The organism is Hydrogenophaga sp. BPS33 (genome assembly GCF_009859475.1).
GTDB lineage: Bacteria > Pseudomonadota > Gammaproteobacteria > Burkholderiales > Burkholderiaceae_C > Hydrogenophaga.
This window is the reverse complement of sequence record NZ_CP044549.1, coordinates 5,091,116-5,116,731: the sequence shown is the minus strand read 5'-3', so window position 1 is coordinate 5,116,731 and position 25,616 is coordinate 5,091,116. Positions and strand designations below refer to the sequence as shown.

General features: G+C 66.9%; 24 protein-coding genes. 11 read left to right on the top strand and 13 right to left on the bottom strand.

From position 1 onward, the window contains the following. Positions 1–101: 101 nt before the first annotated feature. The 4 genes from F9K07_RS23540 to F9K07_RS23525 form a co-directional block, all read right to left on the bottom strand. Positions 102–3,002, bottom strand: coding sequence for a valine--tRNA ligase (locus F9K07_RS23540; RefSeq protein WP_159595723.1), 2,901 nt, complete (start codon positions 3,000–3,002; stop codon positions 102–104). A 66-nt stretch (positions 3,003–3,068) separates the two neighbouring features. Continuing rightward, the gene (locus F9K07_RS23535; RefSeq protein ID WP_159595722.1) at positions 3,069–3,257 is read right to left on the bottom strand and encodes a DUF2783 domain-containing protein; all 189 of its coding nucleotides are present in this window, start codon (positions 3,255–3,257) and stop codon (positions 3,069–3,071) included. Continuing rightward, positions 3,254–4,984, bottom strand: a complete 1,731-nt coding sequence (locus F9K07_RS23530; protein WP_159595721.1) for an FAD-dependent oxidoreductase — start codon at positions 4,982–4,984, stop codon at positions 3,254–3,256. The genes F9K07_RS23535 and F9K07_RS23530 overlap by 4 nt, the downstream gene beginning before the upstream one ends. A gap of 270 nt (positions 4,985–5,254) precedes the next feature. Next, a complete protein-coding gene (locus F9K07_RS23525; protein ID WP_159595720.1) occupies positions 5,255–5,863 on the bottom strand; it encodes a VOC family protein in 609 nt (202 codons plus the stop codon). A gap of 208 nt (positions 5,864–6,071) precedes the next feature. Here F9K07_RS23525 and yaaA point away from each other — a divergent pair, with 208 nt between their 5' ends. The 3 genes from yaaA to queF are packed head-to-tail and all read left to right on the top strand — an operon-like array spanning position 6,072 to position 8,592. Further along, positions 6,072–6,860 carry a peroxide stress protein YaaA gene (gene yaaA / locus F9K07_RS23520; protein WP_159595719.1) on the top strand — a complete coding sequence of 263 codons (789 nt, stop codon included), beginning with the start codon at positions 6,072–6,074 and terminating at the stop codon, positions 6,858–6,860. After that, positions 6,857–7,741 carry a 2OG-Fe(II) oxygenase gene (locus tag F9K07_RS23515; RefSeq protein ID WP_159595718.1) on the top strand — a complete coding sequence of 295 codons (885 nt, stop codon included), beginning with the start codon at positions 6,857–6,859 and terminating at the stop codon, positions 7,739–7,741. The genes yaaA and F9K07_RS23515 overlap by 4 nt, the downstream gene beginning before the upstream one ends. Further along, the gene (queF, locus tag F9K07_RS23510; protein WP_159595717.1) at positions 7,741–8,592 is read left to right on the top strand and encodes an NADPH-dependent 7-cyano-7-deazaguanine reductase QueF; all 852 of its coding nucleotides are present in this window, start codon (positions 7,741–7,743) and stop codon (positions 8,590–8,592) included. Before F9K07_RS23515 ends, queF begins: the two co-directional genes overlap by 1 nt. Before the next feature lie 26 nt (positions 8,593–8,618). Here queF and F9K07_RS23505 read toward each other — a convergent pair whose 3' ends face one another. From F9K07_RS23505 to F9K07_RS23495, 3 genes are all read right to left on the bottom strand, one after another. Next, on the bottom strand, positions 8,619–9,398 hold the full coding sequence (locus tag F9K07_RS23505) for an anti-sigma factor (protein WP_159595716.1): 780 nt from the start codon (positions 9,396–9,398) through the stop codon (positions 8,619–8,621). A 13-nt stretch (positions 9,399–9,411) separates the two neighbouring features. Next, positions 9,412–9,984, bottom strand: a complete 573-nt coding sequence (locus F9K07_RS23500; RefSeq protein ID WP_159595715.1) for an RNA polymerase sigma factor — start codon at positions 9,982–9,984, stop codon at positions 9,412–9,414. A 192-nt stretch (positions 9,985–10,176) separates the two neighbouring features. Then, positions 10,177–11,202, bottom strand: coding sequence for a porin (locus tag F9K07_RS23495; RefSeq protein ID WP_159595714.1), 1,026 nt, complete (start codon positions 11,200–11,202; stop codon positions 10,177–10,179). 124 nt (positions 11,203–11,326) lie between these two features. Between F9K07_RS23495 and F9K07_RS23490 the strand changes: the two genes are divergently transcribed. The 4 genes from F9K07_RS23490 to ltaE all read left to right on the top strand — a co-directional run bounded on the left by F9K07_RS23490 (position 11,327) and on the right by ltaE (position 15,630). Next, the gene (locus F9K07_RS23490) at positions 11,327–12,271 is read left to right on the top strand and encodes a LysR family transcriptional regulator (protein WP_159595713.1); all 945 of its coding nucleotides are present in this window, start codon (positions 11,327–11,329) and stop codon (positions 12,269–12,271) included. A 122-nt stretch (positions 12,272–12,393) separates the two neighbouring features. Then, the gene (locus F9K07_RS23485) at positions 12,394–13,374 is read left to right on the top strand and encodes a tripartite tricarboxylate transporter substrate binding protein (RefSeq protein WP_159595712.1); all 981 of its coding nucleotides are present in this window, start codon (positions 12,394–12,396) and stop codon (positions 13,372–13,374) included. 10 nt (positions 13,375–13,384) lie between these two features. After that, entirely contained in the window at positions 13,385–14,587 is a 1,203-nt protein-coding gene (locus tag F9K07_RS23480) for a M20 aminoacylase family protein (RefSeq protein WP_159595711.1), read from the top strand. Next, positions 14,584–15,630 carry a low-specificity L-threonine aldolase gene (ltaE, locus tag F9K07_RS23475; protein ID WP_159595710.1) on the top strand — a complete coding sequence of 349 codons (1,047 nt, stop codon included), beginning with the start codon at positions 14,584–14,586 and terminating at the stop codon, positions 15,628–15,630. Before F9K07_RS23480 ends, ltaE begins: the two co-directional genes overlap by 4 nt. A 24-nt stretch (positions 15,631–15,654) precedes the next feature. Here ltaE and F9K07_RS23470 read toward each other — a convergent pair whose 3' ends face one another. After that, positions 15,655–16,719 (bottom strand): ornithine cyclodeaminase, encoded by a 1,065-nt coding sequence (locus F9K07_RS23470; protein WP_159595709.1) that lies wholly within the window; start codon positions 16,717–16,719, stop codon positions 15,655–15,657. A 121-nt stretch (positions 16,720–16,840) separates the two neighbouring features. Between F9K07_RS23470 and F9K07_RS23465 the strand changes: the two genes are divergently transcribed. Then, positions 16,841–17,266 carry an Lrp/AsnC family transcriptional regulator gene (locus tag F9K07_RS23465; RefSeq protein ID WP_159595708.1) on the top strand — a complete coding sequence of 142 codons (426 nt, stop codon included), beginning with the start codon at positions 16,841–16,843 and terminating at the stop codon, positions 17,264–17,266. A 4-nt stretch (positions 17,267–17,270) separates the two neighbouring features. Here F9K07_RS23465 and F9K07_RS23460 read toward each other — a convergent pair whose 3' ends face one another. The 5 genes from F9K07_RS23460 to F9K07_RS23440 all read right to left on the bottom strand — a co-directional run bounded on the left by F9K07_RS23460 (position 17,271) and on the right by F9K07_RS23440 (position 22,631). Beyond that, positions 17,271–18,113 (bottom strand): enoyl-CoA hydratase-related protein, encoded by an 843-nt coding sequence (locus tag F9K07_RS23460; RefSeq protein WP_159595707.1) that lies wholly within the window; start codon positions 18,111–18,113, stop codon positions 17,271–17,273. Positions 18,114–18,391: 278 nt separating this feature from the next. Beyond that, positions 18,392–18,664 (bottom strand): hypothetical protein, encoded by a 273-nt coding sequence (locus F9K07_RS23455; RefSeq protein ID WP_159595706.1) that lies wholly within the window; start codon positions 18,662–18,664, stop codon positions 18,392–18,394. A 95-nt stretch (positions 18,665–18,759) separates the two neighbouring features. Continuing rightward, positions 18,760–19,944: a Y-family DNA polymerase gene (locus F9K07_RS23450; protein WP_159597072.1), complete on the bottom strand. Its 1,185-nt coding sequence runs from the start codon at positions 19,942–19,944 to the stop codon at positions 18,760–18,762. 68 nt (positions 19,945–20,012) lie between these two features. After that, positions 20,013–22,193 carry a hypothetical protein gene (locus F9K07_RS23445; RefSeq protein WP_159595705.1) on the bottom strand — a complete coding sequence of 727 codons (2,181 nt, stop codon included), beginning with the start codon at positions 22,191–22,193 and terminating at the stop codon, positions 20,013–20,015. Positions 22,194–22,205: 12 nt separating this feature from the next. Continuing rightward, positions 22,206–22,631 carry an META domain-containing protein gene (locus F9K07_RS23440; protein ID WP_159595704.1) on the bottom strand — a complete coding sequence of 142 codons (426 nt, stop codon included), beginning with the start codon at positions 22,629–22,631 and terminating at the stop codon, positions 22,206–22,208. Between the two features lie 94 nt (positions 22,632–22,725). On the opposite strand from F9K07_RS23440, the gene F9K07_RS23435 reads away from it, so the two are divergent. The 3 genes from F9K07_RS23435 (at position 22,726) to F9K07_RS23425 (ending at position 25,496) form a co-directional block, all read left to right on the top strand. Next, positions 22,726–23,568 (top strand): TatD family hydrolase, encoded by an 843-nt coding sequence (locus F9K07_RS23435; RefSeq protein ID WP_159595703.1) that lies wholly within the window; start codon positions 22,726–22,728, stop codon positions 23,566–23,568. After that, positions 23,565–24,128, top strand: a complete 564-nt coding sequence (locus F9K07_RS23430; protein WP_159595702.1) for a DNA-deoxyinosine glycosylase — start codon at positions 23,565–23,567, stop codon at positions 24,126–24,128. The genes F9K07_RS23435 and F9K07_RS23430 overlap by 4 nt, the downstream gene beginning before the upstream one ends. A 381-nt stretch (positions 24,129–24,509) precedes the next feature. After that, positions 24,510–25,496, top strand: coding sequence for an IS110 family transposase (locus F9K07_RS23425; protein ID WP_159595701.1), 987 nt, complete (start codon positions 24,510–24,512; stop codon positions 25,494–25,496). Positions 25,497–25,616: the final 120 nt, after the last annotated feature.

Genomic DNA, 25,616 nt, shown 5'->3' with positions numbered 1-25,616 from the left:
GGGGCAATGCCTGCGGTCTGGCAAAGCCAGTCCCGCGGCATTTCTGGACGGGGCTTCTCGCGCCGGAGCGTTTGTGGGCTTCTTCGCCGCCTTCTTTGGCCTTACGCGCCCAGCCGCTGCAACTGCTCGCGCACCTTGCCCAGCGTCGCGCTGAAATCGGCCACGCGTTTCTTTTCCTGGTCGATCACCGCCGGCGGTGCCTTGGCCACGAAGGCTTCGTTGGAGAGTTTGCCGTGGGCCTTGGTGATCTCTCCTTCCAGGCGCGCGGCTTCCTTGCCCAGGCGGGCCCTTTCCGCGGCCACGTCGATCTCCATGAACAGGCACAGGCGGGCTTCCCCCACCACAGCCACCGGCGCGGCCTGCGCGGCAGCAGCCCAGGCGGCTTCGTCGTCGAACACGCGCACTTCGCCCAGCTTGGCCAGCGCTTGCAGCACCGGGCCGGCGGCGCGCATGAAGTCGGTGTCGCCGACCACGTACAGTGGCAGGCGGGTGGCCGGCGAGACATTCATCTCGCCGCGCAGCGTGCGGCAGGCATCGACCAGGGACTTGAGCTTGACCACGTGGGCGATGGCGGCTTCGTCGATCTTGTTCGGCTGCGCTTCGGGGTAGCGCGCCACGCTCACCGATTCGCCCGGCAGGCCCGCCACGGGTGCGACCTTCTGCCACAGCTCTTCGGTGATGAACGGGATGATCGGGTGCGCCAGACGCAGGATGGCTTCGAGCGTGCGGATCAGCGTGCGCCGCGTGGCGCGCTGTTGCGACTCGTTGCCGGTCTGGATCTGCACCTTGGCGATTTCCAGGTACCAGTCGCAGAACTCGTTCCAGACGAAGTCGTAGATCGCGTTGGCCACGTTGTCCAGGCGGTACTCGGCGAAGCCCTTGGCGACTTCGGCTTCCACTTTCTGCAGCACCGAGCTGATCCAGCGGTCGGCCTGGCTGAAGGACATGTAGTTGTGGAAGGGCTGGCCCGGCGCGCATTCGGCCTTGGTGTGCTCTTTCAGGCCGCAGTCGTGGCCTTCGCAGTTCATCAGCGTGAAGCGCGTGGCGTTCCAGAGCTTGTTGCAGAAATTGCGGTAGCCCTCGCAGCGCTTGCTGTCGAAGTTGATGCTGCGGCCCAGCGAGGCCAGCGCGGCGAAGGTGAAGCGCAGCGCGTCGGCACCGTAGGCGGGAATGCCTTCGGGGAATTCCTTCTCGGTCTGCTTGCGCACCTTGGGCGCGGTCTCGGGCTTGCGCAGGCCGGTGGTGCGTTTCTCCAGCAGCGGCGCGAGCGAAATGCCGTCGATCAGGTCCACCGGGTCGAGCACGTTGCCTTCGCTCTTGCTCATCTTCTGGCCCTGCGCGTCGCGCACCAGGCCGTGGATGTAGACGTGCTTGAACGGCACGCGGCCGGTGAAGTGGGTCGTCATCATGATCATCCGGGCGACCCAGAAGAAAATGATGTCGTAGCCCGTCACCAGCACGGTGCTGGGCAGGTAGAGGTTGTAGTCGTCGGTGGCGCTGTCTGTCTGGTTCGGCCAGCCCATGGTGCTGAAGGGGACGAGCGCGGACGAGTACCAGGTGTCGAGCACGTCCGGGTCGCGCGTGAGCGTCTTTCCCGGCGCCTTGGCCTGGGCCTCGGCTTCGTTGCGTGCCACGATCACGTTGCCCGCTTCGTCGTACCAGGCCGGGATCTGATGCCCCCACCAGAGCTGGCGCGAAATGCACCAGTCCTGGATGTTGTTCATCCACTGGTTGTAGGTGTTGACCCAGTTCTCGGGCACGAAGCTGACCTGGCCAGAGGCGACGGCGTCGATGGCCTTTTGCGCGATCGACTTGCCCGTAGGGTCCTGCTCGCTCACCTTGCTCATGGCCACGAACCACTGGTCCGTGAGCATCGGCTCAATGACTTGCCCGGTGCGCGCGCAGCGCGGCACCATGAGCTTGTGCTTCTTGGTCTCCACCAGCAGGCCGGCGGCTTCGAGGTCGGCCACGATGGCCTTGCGCGCCACGAAACGGTCCATGCCCTGGTACTTGGGCGGCGCGTTCTCGTTGATGGCCGCGTCCAGCGTGAGCACGCCGATCAGGGGCAGCCCGTGGCGCTGGCCCACGGCGTAGTCGTTGTTGTCGTGCGCGGGCGTGACCTTGACCACGCCGGTGCCGAATTCGCGGTCCACGTACGCGTCGGCGATCACCGGGATGTCGCGATCGCACAGCGGCAGGCGCACGGTCTTGCCGATGAGCTCGGTGTAGCGCTCGTCTTGCGGGTGCACCATCACCGCCACGTCGCCCAGCATGGTCTCAGGTCGGGTGGTGGCGACGGTGAGCGAGCCGCTGCAGTCGCTCAAGGGGTAGGCGATGTGCCAGAGGGAGCCTTCTTCCTCTTCGCTCTCCACTTCGAGGTCGGACACCGCGGTCTTGAGCACCGGGTCCCAGTTCACCAGGCGCTTGCCGCGGTAGATCAGGCCCTGCTCGTACAGGCGCACGAAGGTTTCGGTGACGATGGTCGACAACTTGTCGTCCATGGTGAAGTACTCGCGGCTCCAGTCCACGCTGTCGCCCATGCGGCGCATCTGCGTGGTGATGGTGTTGCCGCTCTGTTCCTTCCATTCCCAGACCTTGGCGACGAAGTTCTTGCGCGCCTCGACGGGCGTGGGGCCCATGTCGTGGCGGCTGATGCCCTGGGCCTGCAGCTGGCGTTCCACCACGATCTGGGTGGCGATGCCGGCGTGGTCCGTGCCCGGCACCCACACCGTGTTCGCGCCGGCCATGCGGTGGTAGCGCGTGAGGCTGTCCATGATGGTCTGGTTGAACGCGTGGCCCATGTGCAAGGTGCCGGTCACGTTCGGGGGCGGCAGCTGGATCGCGAACGAGGGCGCGTCCGCCTGGGGCTGGCCCGTGCCGCGGTAGCCCGCGACGCCCAGACCGCGCTGTTCCCATTCGGGGCCCCAACGGGCTTCGAGCGGAGCGGGTTCGAACGATTTGGCCAGGGATTGCAGGCCAGGCTGGTTCAGGGTGTCGGTCATGGGCGCGCCAAAGTAAAAACGGCATCCCGCAGGATGCCGTCTGGGAAAGCAGGGAAGCGGTCGATTTTAGCGAGGCAGGCGTTGGGCCGCTGCGATGCAGTCTTTGAGCACCTGCGCGTCACCGATCTGGTTGGCCAGCAGCAGGATCAGTCGCGCATTGAGCAGTTCGGCATCTTCGCGGCTGAGACCGGCGTGGGCGTCGAGCAGCTGTTCGTAGAAGGTGTCGGCATCCTGGAAATTCAAGGTCGTGTTCATGGCGTGTCCTCCTGCAATCCGAGCGCGCGTTCGAGGGCGACGACGAGGGTGGCGTCGATGGCGCTCCCCGTGGCGGCCAGATAGCCATCGGGTCGCAGCAGCGCCCAGGCAGGGCCCTCGACCTGGCATGCGCCACGCAATTGCCCCTGGGGATCGCGCACGTGCTCCACCGCTTGCGCTGGGGCGCCGCTCTCCAGCACTTGCAGCGCGCGCACCGGCGCGTGTGCGCACAGCCGGCGCAGGCGCGGCGCGTCGGTGGGCGCGAGCGGGCCGAAGGTCAGCACCAGCAAGTCGCCATCGGCCCAGTTCAGTAGATCGTTGACTCGGCCGGTTGTGCCATCGGCCCAGGTGAAGGGCACGTTCTGCACCGACTGGCCCGCCGCGCTGCCCGGCCCGTAGGTGCAGACGGTGGAGCGGCTGTAGGGGTTGGCCACGGCCATGCGCCCGGTATTGATAAGCGCGCGGGCGAACGGGTACTGCCGGGCCAGGCCGATGGCCGCGCAACGGAACAGCCGTTCGCTGCCGTCGGCCGGCCGCAAGAAGCGCGCTGTGCGGTTTGTGACGTTCACGTTCTGCTGCGCCGCTTCCAGGCGTTCGTCTTCGTAGCTCTTCAGCAGCGTGGCAGGGGCTTTGCCACTTCGCACGGCGGCCAGCTTCCAGGCCAGGTTGTCGGCATCAGCGACGCCGGTGTTGCCACCACGCGCGCCAAAGGGGCTGACGACCTTGGCCGAATCGCCCATGAGGAACACGCGGCCGTGGCGCAGGGCATGCACGCATTCGCTGCGGTAGGCGTAGGGGCCGACCCAGACGATGTCCACGCCCACGTCGGGTCCGAACTGGCGTGCCAGGCGCTCGCGCACCACGTCCTCGCGGCTCACGGCGGCGGGGTCGGCGTTGGGTGCCATCTGGTAGTCGATGCGCCAGACGCCGTCGGCCATGAGGTGTTGCCACACGGCGCGGTTTTCGTTGAAGGGCGCTTCGATCCAGGTGTGGCGCTCCACCGGCGGGTGGGTGGTGAAGCGCACGTCGGCGATGCACCAGCGGTCGTCGCCGCGGCGCGAGTCGAAGGGCACGTGGAGCCACTTGCGCAGGGGGCTGTTGGAGCCGGTGGCGTCGATCACGTGTTCGGCTTCGATGCGGTACGGACCGGCCGGCGTGTCGATGGTGAGGGTCGCGCACTCGGCGTTCTGCTCGAAGGCAGTGAGGCGGTTTTGCCAGCGCAGTTCGACGTGGCCCAGTTGCTGGATGCGCTCGACCAGGAAGGCCTCGATGTAGAACTGCTGGATGTTGATGAAGGGCGGTTGGGTGGAGAGGTGGAAGGCGCCTTGCTGGCGCAGGTCGAAGTTGTAGACCTCGTCGTCGCCCGCGAAGGTGCGGCCCACGCTCCATTGCGTGCCTTTGGCGGCGATGCGCTCGTAGATGCCCAGGCGGTCGAAAATCTCCAGCGATTTCTGCGTGTAGCAGATGCCGCGCGACGAAGCACCCTTGACGCCCACGGTGTTGTCCTCGTCGATCAGCACTGCGCGTGTGCCCAGGCGCGCCAGCGAGCAAGCCAGCGTGAGGCCGGTGATGCCTCCGCCCACGATGACGATCGGATGCCTTGCACGTGGTCCCTTTTGCAATTCAGGGGGTGGCACGAACGGGTATTCGGGCAGCACGTAGCCCTTGCCGCTGGTGAACTCGTAGCTGTTGGTGTGGGTGGTTTCCTGGTACGCGGTTCGTGACATGCGTTGTTCCTCTTCGTGTTCGCTGGTGTTCACGTTGTCTCTCTCTCTCTCTCTCTCTCTTTTGCTCTCCTCTACCTCGCGGGCTCGATGCCGCAGGGCGCTCTGCTCCGCGGGTGTCCCCCGCCGCCGGGAGGGCGGCTCCTCCTTTACCCCGCTGCGCAGAACGCCCTACGACATCGAACCAAGGTACGTCGCGTTTGTCGTGTGTCGTTCGTTGTTTCTTCTCTAGTGGTTGCGTGCCGACCGGACCCACGCCAACACCAACAACCTTTAAGACCGCCCCACCACCTCAGGCCGATCGTTCTGCTGCGGCTTGAGCGGTGCCGAAGACTTCCCTTCAGAGCGTTCCCGCCGCCACTGTTCCTTGCGCGCCGTCCACTCGGCCAGCCGTGCGTGCGTGGTCTTGCTTTCCTGCAGCATCTGGAATTCGTCGGCCAGTTGCGCGGTCAACTCCAGGCGGATGCCGTTGGGATCGAAGAAGTAGATGCTCTTGAAGATGTGGTGGTCGGTCACGCCCAGCACCTCGATGCCGGCGGCCTCCAGCCGTGCCTTGGTGTTCTCCAGCTCCTGCACCGTGTTCACGCGAAAGCTGATGTGGTTGACCCACTTGGGCGTGTTGGGCGACGGCTCGGCCGCGATGTCGTCGCCCAGGTCGAAGAAGGCGATGAACGAACCGTCCTGCAGGCGGAAGAAGAAGTGCGTGTACGGGCAGTACTCGCCCGTGCTGGGCACGTGGTCGCTCTGGATGATGTGGTACAGCGGCAGGCCCAGGATGTCCTCATAGAAGCGGCGCGTTTCCTCGGCATCCTTGGCGCGGTAAGCGTAGTGGTGCAACTGCTGGATGGGCGCGGGCGGGGGCAGGGCGGCGGGATTCGGCATGGCGTTCTCCTGGTCGGAAGGGCGACTTTACGATTCACCATTATGCAACGCATTTCTCTTATCGTAATTCTGGGGCTTTGAGGTCGACCCCAGTTTGCGGCTTTGCGCAACGGGTGTCGATGCCCCCGAAGCACCCCGCACCGATGGTCATAATCGAAGCTTTTCGCCAGAACTCCCCTGGGTGTCCACCCCGCGCTTTCACTCCAAGATGCTCTTCCTGATCTCGCCCGCCAAGGCCCTCGACTACGAGACCCCGCCGCACGTCCCCACCCACACCCAGCCGCTGTTCGTCAAGCAGGCGACCGAGCTCATCGACGTCCTGCGCGAAAAATCGCCCCAGCAGATCGCCGAACTCATGGACCTGTCCGACGCGCTCTCGGGGCTGAACGTGGCGCGTTACCAGGCCTGGCGGCCCAGGTTCACCGCGAAAAACGCCAAGCAGGCCGTGCTCGCCTTCGATGGCGACGTGTACGGCGGCCTGGACGCCAAAAGCCTGGGCGAGCCCGAGCTGGACTGGCTGCAGCAGCACCTGTGCATCCTGAGCGGGCTGTATGGTGTGCTGCGTCCGCTGGACCGGATGCAGCCCTACCGTCTGGAAATGGGCACGCGCCTGCAGACGCCCAAAGGCAAGAATCTCTACCAGTTCTGGGGCACGCAAGTGGCCGACTACCTCAACCGGCGCGCCAAGGCCGATCTCAGCCCGGTGGTGATCAACCTGGCCAGCGAGGAGTACTTCAAGGTGGTGGACCGCAAAGCCCTGCTGCCGCGCGTGGTGACCTGCGCGTTTGAAGAGCGCAAGGGCGATGGCTACAAGATCATCAGCTTCATGGCAAAACGGGCGCGCGGCCTCATGGTGCGCTACGCTGTCATGCAGCGCGCCAGCACGCCCGAACAGCTCAAGGGCTTTGACCTGGAGGGCTACCGCTACGTGCCCGCCGCGTCGTCGCCCGACCGGCTGGTGTTTCGCCGTGAACAGCAGGACCCGACATCGCCATGAGCCAGAAGATCACCCCCGAACTGCGCCGCTGGATCATCGAGCAGGCCTCGGCCGGCTTCCAACCCGAGGCGGTGCTCGCGTCCATGGTGGCCTCGGGATGGAACGAGGCCGTGGCGGTGAACGCGATGGAATCCACCTTGCGCGAACACCTGCGCGACAACCCGGCCGCCATGGCGCAGGCGCAAGCCGTGGCGCAGGCGCAGACCCAGGACCCATCGGTCGGTGTGCCGGTGCCCGATTTCGCGCTGAGCGAATCACCGCGCCAGCTCGACGCGGGCGACCGCATGGTCGACGTGGTCGTCACGTTGAACAATCCGCGTGTGGTCGTGCTGGGCAACCTGTTGAGCGTCGAAGAGTGCGAGGCCTTGATCGAATCCGCGCGCCCGCGCCTGGCGCGCTCGCTCACGGTGCAGACCAAGACCGGCGGCGAAGAGGAGAACGAGGACCGCACCAGCAGCGGCATGTTTTTCGCGCGCGGCGAAACGCCCGAGGTAGCGCTCGTGGAAGCGCGCATCGCACGGCTGCTCAACTGGCCGCTGGAAAACGGCGAAGGCTTCCAGGTGCTCAACTACAAGCCGGGCGCGGAGTACAAACCGCACTACGACTACTTCGATCCCAGCGAGCCGGGCACGCCCACCATCCTGCGCCGTGGCGGACAACGCGTGGCCACCCTGGTGATGTACCTCAACGAACCCACGCGCGGTGGCGGCACCACCTTCCCCGACGTGGGCCTGGAAGTGGCGCCGGTGCGCGGCAACGCGGTGTTCTTCAGCTACGACCGGCCCTATCCCTCCACCAGAACCTTGCATGGCGGGGCGCCCGTGATCGAGGGTGAAAAATGGATCGCGACCAAGTGGCTGCGCGAAAGAGAGTTCGTCTGATGGATGCCCACACGCCCGAACAATCGCAGCTCGGCAAGACCTCGGCCTACGTCGATCAGTACGACGCTTCGCTGCTCTTCCCACTGCCGCGAGAGACCAAGCGGCGCGAGATCGGCATCCAGGGCAGCGTGCCCTTTCTCGGTGCCGATCTCTGGACCGCGTTCGAACTGAGCTGGCTCAACACGCGCGGCAAGCCGATGGTGGCGCTGGCCCACATCACCGTGCCCTGCGAGAGCACGCACATCGTGGAGAGCAAGTCGTTCAAGCTCTACCTCAACAGCTTCAACAACACCCGTTTCTCCAGCGCCGACGCGGTGCGCGACGCCATCCGCCACGACGTGAGCGCCGCCATCTGGCACGGTGGCCCGGTGCAGGCCGGTGCGGGCGTGAAGCTGTTGCTGCCCGAGCAGTTCGACCGCGAGCCAATGCACGAACTCAGCGGCCTCCTGCTGGACCGGCTCGATGTGGAGTGCTCGCAATACCAGCCCGCGCCCGAGCTGCTGGGCGCCGCGCTGAACGAGAAGCCGGTGACCGAGACCTTGGTGAGCCACCTGCTCAAGAGCAACTGCCTGGTGACCGGCCAGCCCGACTGGGGCAGCGTGCAGATCGCGTACAGCGGCCCGCAGATCGACCAGGCCGGCCTGCTGCGGTACATCGTGAGTTTTCGCAACCACAACGAATTCCACGAGCAATGCGTCGAACGCATCTACATGGACATCTGGCAGCGCTGCAAGCCCGCCAAGCTCACCGTGTATGCGCGCTACACGCGCCGTGGCGGGCTCGACATCAACCCCTGGCGCAGCAGCCACCCGCAATCGCCACCGGCCAACGTGCGCACGGCGCGGCAGTAGCCGCCACGCCGCACGGGCTGGGGGCGTCAGAGCATTTTCTGAATCAGTGCGCCCTTGAACAGCACAGGCCCGGTGGGGCCGCTGCCGACCGGTACGCCGCCCTTGGGTTCCAGGGTGACGGCGAGCGTGGGCACTTCGTGCACATCGCCTTCGCCCGCCGTGAGCTGCAGCAGCCGTTCGTGGCTCAGCACGCCCAGTGAACGCGGGCCGCCCGAAGGGGGCAGCGCCCAGAGCTGCAGCGACTTGTCGCTCGCTTCCTGAAAGCCGCTCACGCGCTGCAATGTCAGCTGGTTGTGTTTCGGGTCGAAGGTGACCAGCATGGACGCGCGGGCATTGTCGTCGTGCAGCACGGCAACGTATTGCACTTGCGGCGCCGTGTCCAGCTGGGCCTGCAGCTCGCCGATCCGCGCGCCCAGGTTGTCGCGCAGGCCCACGGCGGTGACCACCGCCAGCACCGTGGCCAGGGCACCGGCCGCGGTGGCGCCGCGCCACAGCGCCAGGCTGCGCAACCAGCCACCGCTGCGCGGCGGAGCCGGCCGCGAGCGCGCGCTGGCCATGGCCTGTTGCTGTTGGTCGGCGTGCACCAGGTTTTCAATGCGTGTCCAGACCGCAGGGGCCGGCTCGGCGGGTGCCTGCAATTCGTTCATGCTGGCAACGCGGCTTTGCCACACCAGGGCAGCGGCGCGCACGGGCGCCTGTTCGCGCGCCATGGCTTCGAAGCGGCGGCGCGCGCCACCGCGCAGCGTGCCCAGCGCGTGGGCGGCGGCGAGTCGATCGAGCAGTTCGGGGTGTTGGATGAGGTTCATGGCGCGGCCGTCCTCACGCAAAGTGCGCCATGCAGGTGCGAAGCTGGTCCAGCCCGCGGCGGATCCAGGTCTTGACGGTACCCAGCGGCAGCTTGAGCTGCGAGGCCAGTTCGCCATGGCTCAGGTCGCGCAGGTAGGCCAGGCTGACCACCTCGCGCTGGCGGCTCTCCAGCCGCCCCAGGCACTGGTGCAGCGCCCAGGCTTGCTGGCTGGCCAAGCTCACGTCCATGGGGTTGGGCGCGTCGCCGGCCATCGTGTCGGCCATCGCCTCGTCGATCTCGTCGGTGAGGTGGGTGCGCTCGGCGCTGCGCCGGCGCAGAAAGTCCAGCGAACGGCTGCGCACGATCAAGCCCAGCCAGGCCATTGGCGGGCTCAGGCTGGCGCGGTAGTCGCCGGCCGAGCGCCAGATCTGCAGAAAGGTTTCCTGGAGCACGTCTTCGGCCCATTCGGGCTTGCCCACCACGCGCAGCGACAAGCCGTAGAGCTTGGACGACACCGCGTCGTAGAGGGCTTTCAGGGCTTTCTCGTCGCGCAGGGCCACGCGGTCGATCAGGGCGATGAGGGCATCGTCGGGGTGGTCACTCATGCGCGCATTGTGACGTGCCCGAGCTGGCGTGGGGTTATCCGCTCGGCTCCAGACCAGGGTGGGCCGTGGACGCGGGTGCGCCGGGCTGGGTGCGCAGGGGCGGCTGGGAGGTCGGGGCCGTGTCATGGCGAACTGGATACGCACCCAGCGCGCCGCTGGATTCAACCGATCGCCTGTTGGGGTCTGTTCACATCAGAACGTGTGGCGCATCCCGAACTCCACTCCCTTCGACTGCAGCCCATTGTGGGCCGCAGTCACCGCCGGGCCGCTGGGCAATACGAAGCGGCCATTGCGGCCATTGCTCAGGACCGAGGCGGTGGTGTAGAGCACCGTGCGCCTGGACAGGTTGTGGACATAGCCGATCGCGAATTGCTGGGCGTCGTCCGCGATCGCGGTCGGCCCTTTGAACCGGCTCGTGAGGTAGGACACGCGAATGGCGTTCGCGCCCACCGGGATGGTGGCGCCGACGAGGTAGTTGGTGCGTGCGTAGCGGCCATACCGGACGTGGATGATCTGCCCCATCAGGGTCGCGGCGCTGAACTTCCACGACGCGCCCCAGTCGGTCAGGTGCACATGTGTGCTTGTCCTGGTCCAGGTCTTGCCGTAGGCAATGGCCGTGCTCAACGGCCCTGCGGCGTAGCCCAGGCGCCCGCCAGCGTACTTGTTGTCATCGTCGCCCTCACCGAACGCGTACTGCAACATGCCGTCGACGCCGCCCAGGTTGCCGGGCAGGTAGTAGGCGAGCATGTTGTCGGCGCGGGTAAGGGTAGCCACCGGCACGATGTTGGGCGTTGGCAAGATGTTGAAGCTGGCGCCCACCCCGTTGGTGGAGAACGGGTCGTAGGTCGGCATGTTCCAGAAGGTGGCGGTGTAGTCCCGGCCCATTCGGAGTTCGCCCCAGCGCGTGCTTTTCAGTCCCAGGGTGGTGCGGCGGTTCCAGAACTTGGTTGCCGATGCGGACGCCCCGGTGTCCGGGAAGAACCCGGTCTCGATCCAGAAACTGGCTTGCAGGCCACCACCGAGGTCCTCCGTGCCGCGAAAGCCGAGCACGCTGCTGCCCATGCCGCTGGAGCTGACCGTGGTCAGACTGCCTGCCCTTGCGTTGTCGACCGCTCGCAGGTTCAGGTCGACAACGCCGAACAGGGTGACGGAAGATTGCGCGGCGGCCGCCGCGCAGAAGGTGGCCGATACAGCGAATGTGGACAGGGTCTTTTTCATGAGAAGTGCCATGGGTTTGTGGGTGGACGAACGCTGGTCATCTTCGGCAACAGACCTATTGAGAACAAATAAGATTGAGACGTGAGCTATTGCTCCTGTTTATGGCTCTGTCCACAATCCACCAATGGTTTCCTCTCCTTCTGTTCTTTTTGCGCGCCTCATGGCCGGCGCCCGGTTCCGTCATCTGCAGGCGTTCGCCGCGGTGGCGGAGTTCAGCAGCGCAAGCCGCGCTGCCACGGCCATCGGCATGACGCAGCCCGCGGTCACGCACCTCATCGCCGACCTGGAGCAGTTGCTGGAGTGCGATCTGTTCCACCGCCACGCGCGTGGCATGCGTACCACCGACATGGCGCGCGAGCTGCTGCCTTTCGTCAGGCGTGCCCTGACGGCGCTGGAAGGGGGCGCCGAGTTCGTGGCGCACCGCCACTTGAATGCGCACAGCGTGGTGCGTGTGGGCGCCATCCATGGCGCCATCAGCGGCTTGCTCGTGCGCGCCTCTCCGGTCTTCAGCCGCGCCAAGCCGGACATCCTGATCGACCTGCAGGAAGTAGACGGCACGGGTGGCCAGAGCGCGCTCATGGCCCACCGCGAAGTGGACATGTTGCTGTGCCGACAACCAGACGTCATTCCCGAGGGCTGGGACTACGCCGAACTGATGCAGGACCGGTTGGTGGTGGTCGCGGGACCCGCGCATCCGCTGGTGGGGCGGCGCGGCCTGCGCCTGCCCAAGGTGCTCCAGGAGACCTGGCTGCTCCTGCCGTCGTCCACCAATGCCATTCGCGTGCTGGAGGAGATGATGGTGGCGCACGGCATCGTGGCGCGATTCGCCAGGCTGCGCACGCGCTCGCCGAGCATGACACTGACACAGCTGCGCAGCGAACACCTGCTGATGCTGGCGCCCTACAGCGTGGTGCGCCAGCAGGTGGACCTCGGTCTGCTTGTGATCCTGCCGGTGCAGGAGCCCATGCCCTATGCGCCGCTGGGTGTTCTCCATGCCGGCGAAGACCTGGGCCCGGCCGCCCGTACCTTTCTGGAGTTTCTGCGCCGCTACGCCAAACAGCACGCGTAGCGCGTGCGGCGCCGTTGCATGTGCCATAAGAGAAGCACATAGCTGATGGCGCGTTTTCATTTGTTCTTCATCGGTCGCGGCCAAAGAATCGGCTCCTCGCAAACATCTGGAGTGCCTTCTTCATGAACCGAGTCCGACTCGCCATTTTTCTCGCGCTGCTGGGCCTGGCCGCGGCGAGCAGCCAGGCCGCCACGCCCGCGCCCTATCCGAGCAAGCCCGTGACGCTGATCGTGCCCTTTCCCGCGGGCGGTTCGGCCGATGTGATCGCCCGTGTGATCAACGTGCCGTTGGGCAACCAGCTCGGACAGCCCGTGGTCGTGGAAAACGTGGGCGGCGCCGGTGGCGGTCTTGGCGCGGCGCGCCTGGCGCGCGCGCCGGCGGACGGCTATACGGTGCTGCTGGGCACGGTGAACGAAGTCGTGGTCGTGCCGCTGGTGAACCGCACCGTGCCCTACAAGGTGGACGACCTGGTGCCGGTGGGCAAGGTGGGCGAGTCGTCGCTGGTGCTGGTGGGGCGCAAGGACATTCCCGCGCGCAACACCGACGAGCTGGTCGAGTACGCGCGCAGCAACCCGGGCAAGCTCACCTACGCCACCTCCGGCATCGGCTCCATGCAGCACGTCATCATGGAGATGGTCCAGGCCAGGACCGGCGCATCGATGCTGCACGTGCCCTACCGGGGTGGCTCCTCGCTGATCAGCGACGTGCTGGGCGGTCAGGTCGACCTCGCCATCGTGACGCCCGCGGCCGCGGCCGACCACATCGAGGCAGGCCGTTTGCGGGCTTTCGGCACCACGAGTCTGCGGCGCGATGAAAGCCTCAAGCGGGTCCCGACCTTGAACGAAGGCCAGTACCTGAAAGACCTTCAGCAAAACGTCTGGATCGGGCTCTTTGTGCCCGTGAACACCCCCTCGGACGTGGCCACCCGGCTGAACGCCGCGTTGACGGCGCTGCTGGCCGACGAGGGCGTGCGCAGCCAGCTCCAGCGCGCGAGCCTGTCGCCCGCCGCGCGCGCCGAGCAAGCCGGTTTCTCCGCCAAGGTGGCGGAGGACCGCGCGCAGATGCGCGAGACGGTGTCGAAGATGAAGTTGAGCAAGGACTGAGAGCCACACGATGAGCACGCTGTTGAATGTGGCCCAGCAAGGCCTTGACGAAATCATTGCGATCCGGCGCGATATCCACGCGCACCCCGAGCTGGGTTTCGAAGAAACGCGCACCGCCGCGGTGATCGCGGAGAAGTTGCGTTCGTGGGGAGTCGAGGTGACCGAGGGGATTGCCACCACCGGGGTCGTCGGCACGGTGCGTGGACGCCGTGCGGGTGCGCGGTCGATCGGCTTGCGCGCCGACATGGACGCTCTGTCCATCGGCGAAAGCAATGCGCTGGCCCACGCCTCGAAGGTGCCAGGCCGCATGCACGCCTGCGGCCACGACGGCCATACCGCCATGCTCCTGGGCGCGGCGCGCGCACTCGCCGAAAACCCGGATTTCGAAGGTACGGTGCACCTGATCTTCCAGCCCGCGGAAGAAGCCCTGGGCGGTGCGCCGGCCATGCTGCAGGAGCAACTGTTCGAACGCTTCCCCTGCGACCGAATCTTCGGCATGCACAGTTACCCGGCCCTGCCGGTGGGCAGCTTCGGCACCCGCCCCAAGGAGATGATGGCCGCTTCTGGGCGCTTTCGCGTGGTCTTCAAGGGCTCCGGAGGACACGGCGGCGAAGGCCCTCACCGCAGCAACGACCTGAGCGTCGTCGCCGCGCATTTCATCCTCGGTCTGCAGTCCATCGTCAGCCGCAACCTGGCGCCGACGGAGTCCGCCGTCGTGAGCGTGGGACACCTCGGGGCCGGCGATGCGAAGGCCTTGAGCGTGATGCCTGCCGAACTCACCATTGCGGGCACCATGCGCGCCTTCAATCCGCAGACGCAAACGCTGCTGGAGACGCGCATCCGCGCACACGCCGAAACCTACGCACAGAGCGAAGGCGCGACCGCAGAGGTGACCTGCTGGTGGTTGTGTGTTCCGCTGTTCAACACCCCCGATGCCACGCTGACGGCCGTGTCGGCCGCCACCGACGTGGTGGGACCACAGGCGGTGCAGGACGACTTGCCGCGCATCACGGCCGGCGACGACTTCGCCTACATGCTGCACCAACGCCCCGGTGCCTACATGCTCATCGGCAATGGCCGCCACGACGGCGACGGCGGGGGCAACGTGCACTCGCCGCACTACGACTTCAACGACAAGGTTCTGCCCTATGGCATCGCGTACTGGCTGTCCCTGGTGAACCAGGAACTCGGCGGAAGGTTGGGGCGCGCATGAACCCCATCATCGACCTCCGCAGCGACACGTTGACCCAGCCCACACCCGCCATGCGCGATGCCATGGCGCGCGCGCCACTGGGCGACGACGGCTACGGGGAGGACCCCACTGTCAATGCCCTGCAGGACAAGGTGGCGGCGCTCCTGGGTTTCGAGGCGGCGCTGTTCATGCCGACCGGCACGCAGGCCAACCTCTGCGCCATCCTGGCACATTGCGGCCGAGGCGACGAATACATCGTCGGCCAGCAGGCGCATTGCTATCGGTGGGAAGGCGGTGGCGCGGCCATGCTGGGCGGCGTGCAGCCCCAGCCGCTGGAGCACGAGGCCGATGGGCGTATCGGGTTGGCCGGCATCGCCGACGCGGTCAAGCCACCGGGCGACCATTGCCCCACGTCCCGGTTGCTGGCGCTGGAAAACACACTGGGTGGCAAGGTGCTGCCCGAGCCGTACCTGGACGCCGCGTGCGCGCTCGCTGCGCAACAAGGCCTGTCGACCCACCTGGACGGCGCCCGTCTGTTCAATGCGGCGGTGTACGAGGCACAAACGCTGGGACTGACACCACTGGCTCAGGCGCGCCGCATCGCAGGCCACTTTGATTCCGTGGCCGTCTGCTTCAGCAAGGGGCTGGGTGCGCCCGCGGGCAGTGCGCTCTGCGGCAGCGCTGCGTTCATCGCCCGTGCGCGCCGCCTTCGACGTACCTTGGGCGGGACGATGCGCCAGACCGGCGTCCTGGCTGCTGCGGCTCTCTTTGCGCTCGACCACCACGTTTCACGGTTGGCCGAAGACCATCGGCTGGCGCAGCGTCTGCACGCCGGGCTGGCGGGCTTGGACGGTTTGCACGTTGAAGCACCGATGACCAATGTGCTCTTCCTGGAGCTGCGTGGGGGACATGCGGACAAAACGCCGCAACTGATCGACCATTTGCGTCAGCGCAGCGTGTGGGTCAGTGGGCAATACCGCCTGCGGCTCGTGACGCATATGGATGTCGATGCATCGAGCGCGGAGCGCGTCGTCGGGGCGTTTCGCGAGTTTCTCGACGCGTAAGGCGGAGCGCGCTGTCTCGCCGTATCAGGCGGCCAGGGCGAGCTTACGCGGCGTGCGTTGGCGCAGCAGGCCGAACAAATCCTTCGGGTCGGCCAGGGCGGGGATCAAGGGCAGCGCGTGGCCCAGCCCCAGTTCGCTCGCCGCTTCGCGCAGGAAGCGCAGCGCCGAATAGTCCTCCAAGGCGAAGCCGACCGAGTCGAACAGCGTGACCTGGGCCGCGCCGGTGCGGCCGGCGGCCTGGCCCGCGAGCACCTGCCAGAGTTCGGTCACGGCGAAGTCGGCCGGCAGGTGCTGCAAGTCGCCTTCGATGCGGGTCTGCGGCTCGTACTCGACGAACACCGACGCCTTGCGCAGCACGTCCGGATGCAGCTCCGTCTTGCCGGGGCAGTCGCCGCCCACGCCATTGATGTGCATGCCGGGCTCGATCATCTCGGGTGTGAGGATGGTGGCGTTGGTCTTGTCGGCGGTGACGGTGGTCACCACGTCGGCACCGCACACGGCCTGTGCCACGCTGTCGCAAGCGATCAGGCGCAGGCCGGGTTCGTGCCCGAGGTTGGCCATCAGCTTGCGCGTGGCGGCGGCATCGGTGTCGAAGAGGCGGATCTCGTCGATGCCCATGAGGTGGTGGAAGGCCAGGGCCTGGAACTCGCTCTGCGCGCCGTTGCCGATCAGGGCCATGCGGAGGCTGTCCGGCCGCGCCAGCGCGCGCGCGGCCACGACCGACATCGCCGCCGTGCGCAACGCCGTGGTGAGCGTAAGCTCGCTCAGCAGCACCGGCGCACCGGTGGCCACGTCGGCCAGCACACCGAAGGCCATCACGGTGGGCAGGCCCGCGCGCGTGTTCCTGGGATGGCCGTTGACGTACTTGAAGGCGTAGGTGGTGTCATCAGCGATCGGCATCAGCTCGATCACGCCGTCGGACGAGTGGTGGGCCACGCGGGCCGACTTGTCGAAGGCGGGCCAGCGCAGATAGTCGGCGTGGACCGTGTCGGCCATGCGTTCGAGGACTGTGGGCAGTCCGATGCGGTGGACGAGGGTGGCGACGTCCTGGGCGCTCAGGAACAGGGTGGGCAGGGCGGGGGTGTTCATGGGAAGTCCTTGGGGCTGGCACCCAGTCTCCCAACCCCTGCTGTCAAAAACAATCGCCAACTTTGTATGAATTTCGACAGAAGATTGACATATTGGCAGCAGCGAATCGCACAATGCTCCTATGGACGCGCTGGACCAACGACTGATCGCCCTGCTGCGCAAGGATGCGCGCACCAACGTCGCGGCTTTGGCCAAGGCCTTGGGCTTGTCGCGCGGTACCGTCAACAACCGCATCGCGCGGCTGGAAGACGAGGGCATGATCGTGGGCTATACCGTGCGCCTGCGGCCAGACGCACAGCCTCACGAGATCGGCGCCTGGATGAGCGTGGCAGTGGAAGGCAACCAGACGCGCGCGGTCATCGCCAGCTTGCTGGGCGAGCCGGGCGTGGCTGCGCTGCACGACACCAACGGCCGCTGGGACCTGTTGGCCGAGCTGCGCGCCTCCAGCCTTTCGGAACTCTCACAGGTGCTCGAGCGCATCCGCCTGATCCGCGGCATCAGCAGCACCGAGACGAGCCTGCATCTGGCGACGTACCGGCTTTCCTGAGCGATCAACCCAGCGCCGTGAACGGCTTGAGCGCCGACAGCGGTGTGAAGTCACCGGCCCGCTTCTCCTTCATCGCCGCGATCGATTCCCGCACGTGGGCGTTGCTCCAGATCGCCCCTTGCAGCCAACCCATCTGGCGCAGGCTGTCTTCCACCGTGTGGTCGCGCGCATAGGTCACGGCCTGCTTGGTGCCCCAGATCGCCACCGGGGGTTTGCTGGCGATCTCCTGGGCGCATTGCAGCGCGGCGGCGAGCGTGGCCTCGGCGTTGTCGAACACCTCGTTCACCAGGCCATACGCCATCGCGCGGGCGGCAGGCAGTCGGCGCCCTGTATAGGCCAGCTCTTTCACCACCGCGAACGGCACCAGCTTGGGCAGGCGCTGCAAGGTGCCCACGTCGGCCACCATGCCGATGTTGATTTCCTGGATGCAGAAGAAGGCGTCGGCGCTGGCATAGCGGATGCAGGCGGCCGTGACCATGTCGACCGCACCGCCGATGCAGCCACCCTGGATGGCGCAGATCACCGGGATGCGCAAGTTTTCGATCTTGGTGAAGGTGGCCTGCATGTCGGTGAGCAGGTCGAAGATGGCCGCGCGGCCTTCGGGGCTCTGGTCGTCCATGCTGATCGCGCCCGCGAAGGTCTCCAGCGCCATGCCGGCGCTGAAGTGCTTGCCGGTGCTGCTGATCACGAGTGCCCGCGCGCTGCCTTCGTGGTGGAGCTGCGTGAGCAGTTCGTCGAGCTCGCGCCAGAAGGTCGGGTGCATGGTGTTGAGTTCGGCGGGGCGGTTCAACACCAGGTGCGCAATGTGGTCGGTGGTGGTGAGGGAAAAGCAGGTCGGTGCGGTCATGGGGCCTCGTGTGCGTGGCGTCGTTGGCGGACGGTGCGGCCACTGTAGTCGCCTTTCCGCCCGCGTGACTCCATCCGACCCCTATCCGGCGCGCGTGACTCCATCCTGAGGCATCGAGGGACGGCCGCCGGCCCGAGGCACCAGCTCTCTCCGGCGCGCGTGACTGCATCCAGAGGCATCGAGGGACGGCTGCGCCGGCCCAAGATGCCGTCCCCCCTCGAAGCGCCGAAGGCGCGCAACGGAGGAGGGAAGCCGCGCAGCGGCGCAGGGGGGTGTTCTTACTCATCAAGCCAGTCACAGCGCAGCCGGTGCGCGGCATGCACCTTGCGCCGCCACCGCACATAGAGCCCGGGCATGTTGATGCCGAACACGCACAGTGGCACCAGCCACAGCGCGTGCGAATAGAACGCAGGCACCCAGCCCACCCAGCCCATCACCCAGACGGTGAGCACCGCGTCCCACAGCTGGTATTCCAGGGGATGCTCCTGGCGGTGCGCCACGTGCCAGCGCTTGATGCGCTCCAACTCGGCCAGATTGAGACAGAAGAACATGGCAGGCCCCCGAGCGAATGCGGCTGACGGCTGACAGTCGGTCTGTGTCAATGTAAGTTTCGCGTCAGGCTCCGTCAACGACCGCTGGGCGGAGATCAGAACAGCGGCGCGGTGTCGGGCAGGCGTTCGGGTTCGAGGGGTACTTCGCCGACCTTGGCGAGCGTTCCCACGCGCACGCCGAGCAGGCGGATGCGCCGCGTGAGGTCGACCCGCTTGAGGCACAGGCCGGCCTGGCGGCGCACGCTGGCCGGGTCGTGGGTGTAGTGGTCGATCGTGGTGTCGCGCGTGACGATCTGGAAGTTGTCGTAGCGCAGCTTCACGCCGATGGTCTTGCCCACGTAGCCCTTGCGCTGCAGGTCATCGGCCACCTGTTCGCAGAGTTGCGTGAGGATGGCGCCGAGCTCGGCGCGGTCGCGCACGGCGTGCAGGTCGCGCTCGAAGGTGGTTTCGCGGCTCATGCTCACCGGCTCGCTCTCGGTCTGCACGGGACGGTCATCGCGGCCCCGGGCCACGTCGTGCAACCAGGCACCGTAGCTCTTGCCGAAGTGTTCGACCAGCCAGTGCCGCTCGCGCTGCGCGAGTTCGCCGATGGTGTGGATGCCATGGCCCTGCAGCTTCGCGTCCGCCTTGGGCCCCACACCGTTGATCTTGCGGCAGGGCAGCGGCCAGATGAGCCGTTCCAGATCTTCGATGTGGACGATGCTGATGCCGTTGGGTTTCTGGAATTCGCTGGCCATCTTGGCGATGAGCTTGTTGGGCGCGACGCCGATCGAGCAGGTCAGGCCCGTGGCCTGGTGGATGCTCTTCTGGATCAGCCGCGCCAGCACGCGCCCGCCTTCGCGCTGGCCGCCGGCCACGTCGGTGAAGTCGATGTAAACCTCGTCCACGCCCCGGTCTTCCACCACCGGCGCGATCTCGCGGATGGTGCTCTTGAACAGGCGCGAGATGCGGCGCACCTCGTCGAAGTCCACCGGCAGCAGGATGGCCTGCGGACAGAGCTTGGCGGCCTTCATCAAGCCCATGGCCGAGCCCACGCCGAACTGGCGCGCGGGGTAGGTGGCCGTGGTGGCCACACCCCGGCCGACGTAGCTCTCCAGACGCGGGAAGAATTCCACCGGGATGTGGGCGCTGTCTTCGTCGGTCCAGGCGCGTTCGGGGTAGACCTCGCGCAGCCGCGCGAGCATCGCGTCTTCACGCCGCCGACCGCCGCCGATCACCACTGGCAGCCCCTTGAGTTGTGGGTAACGCAGCAGCTCGACCGACGCGAAGAAGGCGTCCATGTCGAGGTGGGCGATGCGGCGCAGTGGGGCTGACGGTGAAAGGGCGGGCACCGCAGGAGGATAGCGGCTCACCCGCGGTCGCGCGCGGCCACGTCGGCGCGGATCGCCTCCATCAGCGCGTCGCACCGCTGCAGGGCTTCCTCATCGCCGGCTTGCGCGAGCCGTTCGCGTGCTTGCCGCAGCCGGTCGACCGCGCTGTGGCCGATCGAGGTCGATGCGGACGAGGGCAAGGCCAGGTGCTCGGCCTGGCTCAGCTCGATGGCCGCGCGGGCCCACTCGGCCGGGGCCTGTCGAGGGTCGATCTCGTCGAGGATGCTCAGGCGCGCACCGATCGCGGCTTCGATGTCGTGCCGCTCGCCCATCCGCGAGAACCGATGCTCGTGCGCCGCGGCCAGCCCGTGAAAGGCGTTGTGGGCCAGGCCGGGCCAGTGGCCAGCGCCGACCAGCCGCAAGCCGTTGGAATAGGCCTGCACGGCCCGGTCGAGCCAGGCTTGTACGGGTGTGGCCTGGTCGTCGTCGATGGCGACGCTTTCCGTGGCTTGAGCAGCGGCACCGCAGGCGTTGCCCAGGTTGATGAAGCACTGCGCGGCATCGGCCGTGCCCACCTGTGCGTCGACCATGAGCGTAGCGGCGGCATCGAACAGCTGGGCCGCCTCGGCGAAATGGGCCACCGATGGCGGGCCCTCGGTTCGGTGGCCGAGGATCTCGTGCACGACCCCGCGGCCGGTCCAGAGGCCGATGCGCGCGAGCGCATCGCCGTCGTCCACCAGCGTCTGTGCATGGGCAAACGCATCCAGCGCGTCGGTCAGCAGCACACTGCCTTCGTAACTCGGGTCCCGTTCGCCGAGTCTGGCCAGGATCTGCGCGTGGCATTGGTGGACACGCAACCGGGCATCGGGGGTTGCCTCGGCGGGCAGGTGGGCGAGAACGGTCTGGACGTGGCCCAAGGCTTCCTGCAGGATCTCGGCGGCACTGTCCGTGTGCACGTGTTCCGTGAGCCTGAGTTTCAGCTCGGCCAGTCGCAGCACGAGCGCGCTGCGCGCCGGCATGGAGGTCTGCGGGGGCCGGTCGAGCAGGAATGCTTCGGGCAGCGGTGTGAGGCCCTGGGCCATCACGGCCTGCGAGAGCCCGGCAATCGCGCTGCCGATGAGTTTGGCGGCGACGTGGTCCTGGCTCATTCGTGCCTCTGCCAATGCGTTCTCCGCGTTTTCCAGATGCGCGGCGCCCAGCAGGTCGGCATCGGCCGTGGCCGGATCGGCCAGCACGGCCGCGCAGGCCAGCCGGTTGTCCAGCAGGATGGTGCCGGCCCATTCGGGGTGTTGCTCCGCGGCGCTTCGCAACGCATGGACGGCGCACAGGCGTGCACGCGGCGCCTGTCCGGCCGCCGGGCTCGCGGCCGCCGAGGCGAGCAGGTTCATGGCATTGGCGTCGCCGCCCACGGCCAGGCGGCGCAGGCGGTGGATGGAGGGCAGCACGCGCGCCAGATCGCGGCTGGCAAGTGCCTCTTCCTCGCGGCGCAAGTCCTGCCCCCGGGCCATGCGGCGAGCGATGTCGACCGCCTTGAGCAGTCCGCCGATCACCACCAGGTCGATCGCCATGCGCAGGGCAAACGCGACCGGGCCTCCGTTGGGCTGCAGCACGCGCACGCCGGAGGGGTCTTCGTAGCCCAACACGTCCACGTTGCCGATGATGGGCAAGGCCGCCAACGTCTCCGAAAGGATGTGCAGGAGATAACCGGGTTCGCCTTCTGCCACAGGGCCTTCGAAGGCGTGGACCCCGGTCAGGCGCCACACCAGCAGGCTGCTCAACATGACCACGGCGGCCAGCGCGGCCAGCGCCTCATCGCCATAGTCTTCGCCGTTCCGAAAGCGCCGATCCTCGCTGGGAAGACCCAGCTCGCGGTCGTTCTCGTCCCACGCCCAGCGCCGGAACACGGCCAGCACCGCTAGCAAGCCCAGCGACAACGCGATGACGCCCAGCGGCCAGGGCGCCACGGCGCCGACGAAACCGAGTGCGCACAAGGTACCGAGCAGGCGGCTCCATCGCCGCCAGGCCCTGTTTTCATCGAGCCCAATCCACCGGGCGAGCGGCATGGCGAGCGCGTGATCGATGCGCAGCAGCACCGGTCGAATCCACGCCAGAGCTGGCTCGAATGCGCGATGCCCTCCTGCGATCAGGAGTTTGCCGAGCAGGAAGACGCCGACGGCACCGACCAGGGCCACGGCGAATTGTTGGAGCGAGCCCAGCATGGCGAAGGGCGCTCAGGGTTGGGTGCGCGTGAACCGCAGCGGCTTGTCCAGGCCTTGTACGTGCATCAGCATCGTCTTGCCCTGCACTTCCAGGCGCTGCGCCTTCTGCAGCGCGTCGAGGTAGCGCGCTTCTTGGTCGCCCACGGCGGGCGGGCAGGCCATGCGCGTGCCGCCCAATTGGCCGAACGCCACCTTGTCCTGCATCAGCGTGTAGGAGCCGAAGAAGCGGTTGCACGAGCTGTTGCCCGCGACGCGCCCGGCCTCGGGGAACGCGAGGGTGGCCTGCACCCGGTCGAGCACGCCGCGTCCACCCAGGTCTTCCAGCAACCATTCGCTGCCCACCAGCGGCGCAGGGGCCGATGCCCCGGGCAGGGCGCAGGCGTTCAAGACCAACAGGGCAGGCGCGACGATCCAGGCAAGACGGGTGGTGTGTGACATGAGGGGAGATCCTTTCTCGATTTTGGCTTGGGGGGTTCTGCATGGGCCAGCCAACGGGGGCAGGCCTTGCCGGCACAATGGCCGTTATACCGCCATGTGGATCGACACTCACTGCCATCTGGATGCGCCCGAGTTCGGCGCGGACCACGCGCTCACGTTCGAGGCGCGCCAACGCGCGAGCGAACGTGGCGTGGGCTTGTGCGTGATACCCGCCGTGATGCGCGCCAACTTTGACACCGTGCGCACGCTCGCCCACCGCCTGGGTGACGCCTATGCGCTGGGCATCCATCCGCTGTGCGTGCCGCAAGCCGGTGACGACGACCTGGCGGCTCTGGACGCCGCGTTGACGGCGCACCGGGACGACCCCCGCCTGGTCGCCGTGGGCGAGATCGGCCTGGACTTTTTCGTGCCGGCGCTGTGCACGCCCGAGATGCGCGAGCGGCAGGCGTTTTTCTACCGCGCGCAATTGCGCCTGGCGCGCCGGCATGGCCTGCCGGTGATCGTGCACGTGCGCCGCAGCGCCGACCACCTGCTCAAGCACCTGCGCGAGTTGCCCGTGGCCGGCATTGCCCACGCCTTCAATGGCAGCGAGCAGCAGGCGCGCAGCTTTCTGGACATGGGCTTCAAACTGGGATTCGGCGGTGCCTGCACCTTCGATGCCGCGCGGCAACTGCGCCGGCTCGCGGCCGGGCTGCCGTTGTCGGCCTTGGTGCTGGAGACCGATGCGCCCGACATGGCGCCGCAATGGCTGTACGTGACGGTGCAGGCGCGCGCGGGTGGCCGTGCGCAAGGCATCAACACCCCGGCGGAGTTGCCACGCATTGGCGCGGTGGTGGCGGATCTGCGTGGGAGTCCTGTGGAGGAACTGATGAGAGCGACCACCTCGAATGCCTTGGCCGCGCTGCCCAGGCTGGCGGCGTTGGAGGCCGTGTCATGAGTGCCGCGCCGGGCCGCCCCAAGCAAGCTCGCACCGCAGCGCGCAGCGCGGAGGGTTGCCTCGTGAGCCGGCTGCAGGGCCTGGCGCCCGTGTTGAGCGCGGACACGCGGGTGTTGGTGCTGGGTAGCTTCCCAGGGGTTGCATCGCTGCGTTCGCAGCAGTATTACGGGCACCCGCAAAACCACTTCTGGAAAATCCTCGGCGCGTTGTGGAACCTGCCCTTGTCGACGATGGGCTACGAGGACCGCGTGAACGCCCTGCAGACGCATGGGCTGGGCGTGTGGGACGTGTATGGCGCGTGCGAGCGCGAGGGCAGTCTGGACGCGGACATCCGGAACGCGGCGCTCAACGACTTTTCCGTGGTGCGCTGGCAGTGCCCCAAGCTCGGTGCCATCGTGCACAACGGCAGCGAGAGTTTCCGGCACGCGCACCACACCGAGATGCTCGGTGTGCCGGTGTACAAGCTGCCGTCGACCAGTCCGGCGAACGCGAGCTGGAGTTTTGATCGGAAGCTCGCAGCGTGGGGCGAGATCCTGCGCCAGCATGGGGTGGCGGATTAGGGCTTGTTTGTTTCTGGCAGAGACCGCGCGGGTTCGCGGACGCTGGGCGCTCTGCTCCGCGGGTGTCCCCCGCCGCCGGGAGGGCGGCTCCTCCTGATATTGTTCAAACTGCTCTCCTCGCGCCGAAGAGAGCCCGTAGTGTGACCCCGATCTCCTCCTGATATTGTTCAAACTGCTCTCCTCGCGCCGAAGAGAGCCCGTAGTGTGACCCCGATCTCCTCCTTTGGAATTGCCTCCCGCGGTAAAGAGTGGGGCACGCTCTCGGATTCGACGCTGTAGCTCGAACGGTGTCTTGGGGCGCCGCCGGTCTGTGGCCAGCGGCGACCTCGCATATCAGGATGCGCAAGTCGGATATGGCGCTGTTGTTGACAGGAGAACGGCATGACTTCATCGCTGGGCGTGGATGTCAGCAAGGCCAAGCTCGATGTGGCCTTGCTCAACGACGAAGGCAAGTACCGCTGCAAGGTGTTTGCCAATTCAGGCATGGGCTTCGCAGCCTTGCATCAATGGCTGCAGACCCACCTGCCGCAAGGCCAGGAGCTCGCTGCGCTGCATGTTTGCATGGAAGCCACAGGCTCGTACCACGAACCGCTGGCACTGCACCTGCACGACCTGGGTGTGCGGGTCTCGGTGGTCAACCCCTTGAGGGTCAAGCGGTTCATCGAACTCGAGGGCACGGGCAACAAGACCGACCAGGGGGATTCGAAGAGCCTGGCGCGGTTCTGCCGCATGGCCTCGCCCGAGCTGTGGGAGGCGCCAGCGCCTGGTGTGCGTGCGCTGCAGGCCTTGGTCGCCAGACTGGATGCCCTGCAGGAAATGCGCCAGAGCGAGGCCAACCGCCTGGAGGTGGCCCATGGCGTTGTGCAAGCCTCGCTGCACGAGATGCTGGCGACCCTGGACAAGACGATCGCCCAGGTCAAGGCGCAAATCCGCCAAACCATTGATGACGATCCGCATCTGCGAGGACGTGCCCAGCTGTTGCACAGCATCCCCGGACTGGGCGATCGGACCATCCCTCAGTTGCTGGCCTACATTGGCCGACCCGAACGGTTCAAGAGCGTCAAGGCGTTGATTGCCTACGCGAGTCTGTCGCCCGCGATCCGTCAGTCCGGCACATCGCTGAACAAGCGGGGCGGCACGCACGCGCAGGGCCACCGTCAGCTCAAGCATGCGCTGTACTTCCCGGCCATGGTCGCGGGCCGGCACAACCCGGCTGTGGCCGCGTTCTGGCAACGTTTGAAGGCTCAGAACAAACCGGGCAAAGTGATCGTCGTGGCATGTATGCACAAGCTGTTGGCCATCGTTTATGGCGTGCTCAAATCCAGAACACCTTTCGATGCCACTCGTTTCTGCGATGCAAACACTTGACAGGCACAACGGTGTCTTTACCCCGCTGCGCAGAACGCCCGGATGTCCGCGCCCAGTTGCATGGCGGTTTTCGACGGTTGCGTGCCTTGGATGTGGTGGGTTTCGCGTGCGGGGTGCCTG

What these genes read in the sequence shown, in the direction of transcription:
- F9K07_RS23450 (WP_159597072.1), bottom strand. Translation starts at nt 19,944, where the DNA reads ATGGACGCCTTCTTCGCGTCGGTCGAGCTGCTGCGTTACCCACAACTC.
- F9K07_RS23445 (WP_159595705.1), bottom strand. Translation starts at nt 22,193, where the DNA reads ATGCTGGGCTCGCTCCAACAATTCGCCGTGGCCCTGGTCGGTGCCGTC.
- F9K07_RS23535 (WP_159595722.1), bottom strand. Translation starts at nt 3,257, where the DNA reads ATGAACACGACCTTGAATTTCCAGGATGCCGACACCTTCTACGAACAG.
- F9K07_RS23490 (WP_159595713.1), top strand. Translation starts at nt 11,327, where the DNA reads ATGGTTTCCTCTCCTTCTGTTCTTTTTGCGCGCCTCATGGCCGGCGCC.
- F9K07_RS23525 (WP_159595720.1), bottom strand. Translation starts at nt 5,863, where the DNA reads ATGCCGAATCCCGCCGCCCTGCCCCCGCCCGCGCCCATCCAGCAGTTG.
- F9K07_RS23440 (WP_159595704.1), bottom strand. Translation starts at nt 22,631, where the DNA reads ATGTCACACACCACCCGTCTTGCCTGGATCGTCGCGCCTGCCCTGTTG.
- F9K07_RS23460 (WP_159595707.1), bottom strand. Translation starts at nt 18,113, where the DNA reads ATGACCGCACCGACCTGCTTTTCCCTCACCACCACCGACCACATTGCG.
- F9K07_RS23500 (WP_159595715.1), bottom strand. Translation starts at nt 9,984, where the DNA reads ATGAGTGACCACCCCGACGATGCCCTCATCGCCCTGATCGACCGCGTG.
- ltaE (WP_159595710.1), top strand. Translation starts at nt 14,584, where the DNA reads ATGAACCCCATCATCGACCTCCGCAGCGACACGTTGACCCAGCCCACA.
- F9K07_RS23470 (WP_159595709.1), bottom strand. Translation starts at nt 16,719, where the DNA reads ATGAACACCCCCGCCCTGCCCACCCTGTTCCTGAGCGCCCAGGACGTC.
- F9K07_RS23515 (WP_159595718.1), top strand. Translation starts at nt 6,857, where the DNA reads ATGAGCCAGAAGATCACCCCCGAACTGCGCCGCTGGATCATCGAGCAG.
- F9K07_RS23485 (WP_159595712.1), top strand. Translation starts at nt 12,394, where the DNA reads ATGAACCGAGTCCGACTCGCCATTTTTCTCGCGCTGCTGGGCCTGGCC.
- F9K07_RS23505 (WP_159595716.1), bottom strand. Translation starts at nt 9,398, where the DNA reads ATGAACCTCATCCAACACCCCGAACTGCTCGATCGACTCGCCGCCGCC.
- F9K07_RS23540 (WP_159595723.1), bottom strand. Translation starts at nt 3,002, where the DNA reads ATGACCGACACCCTGAACCAGCCTGGCCTGCAATCCCTGGCCAAATCG.
- F9K07_RS23495 (WP_159595714.1), bottom strand. Translation starts at nt 11,202, where the DNA reads ATGAAAAAGACCCTGTCCACATTCGCTGTATCGGCCACCTTCTGCGCG.
- F9K07_RS23425 (WP_159595701.1), top strand. Translation starts at nt 24,510, where the DNA reads ATGACTTCATCGCTGGGCGTGGATGTCAGCAAGGCCAAGCTCGATGTG.
- F9K07_RS23480 (WP_159595711.1), top strand. Translation starts at nt 13,385, where the DNA reads ATGAGCACGCTGTTGAATGTGGCCCAGCAAGGCCTTGACGAAATCATT.
- F9K07_RS23435 (WP_159595703.1), top strand. Translation starts at nt 22,726, where the DNA reads ATGTGGATCGACACTCACTGCCATCTGGATGCGCCCGAGTTCGGCGCG.
- queF (WP_159595717.1), top strand. Translation starts at nt 7,741, where the DNA reads ATGGATGCCCACACGCCCGAACAATCGCAGCTCGGCAAGACCTCGGCC.
- F9K07_RS23430 (WP_159595702.1), top strand. Translation starts at nt 23,565, where the DNA reads ATGAGTGCCGCGCCGGGCCGCCCCAAGCAAGCTCGCACCGCAGCGCGC.
- F9K07_RS23465 (WP_159595708.1), top strand. Translation starts at nt 16,841, where the DNA reads ATGGACGCGCTGGACCAACGACTGATCGCCCTGCTGCGCAAGGATGCG.
- F9K07_RS23530 (WP_159595721.1), bottom strand. Translation starts at nt 4,984, where the DNA reads ATGTCACGAACCGCGTACCAGGAAACCACCCACACCAACAGCTACGAG.
- yaaA (WP_159595719.1), top strand. Translation starts at nt 6,072, where the DNA reads ATGCTCTTCCTGATCTCGCCCGCCAAGGCCCTCGACTACGAGACCCCG.
- F9K07_RS23455 (WP_159595706.1), bottom strand. Translation starts at nt 18,664, where the DNA reads ATGTTCTTCTGTCTCAATCTGGCCGAGTTGGAGCGCATCAAGCGCTGG.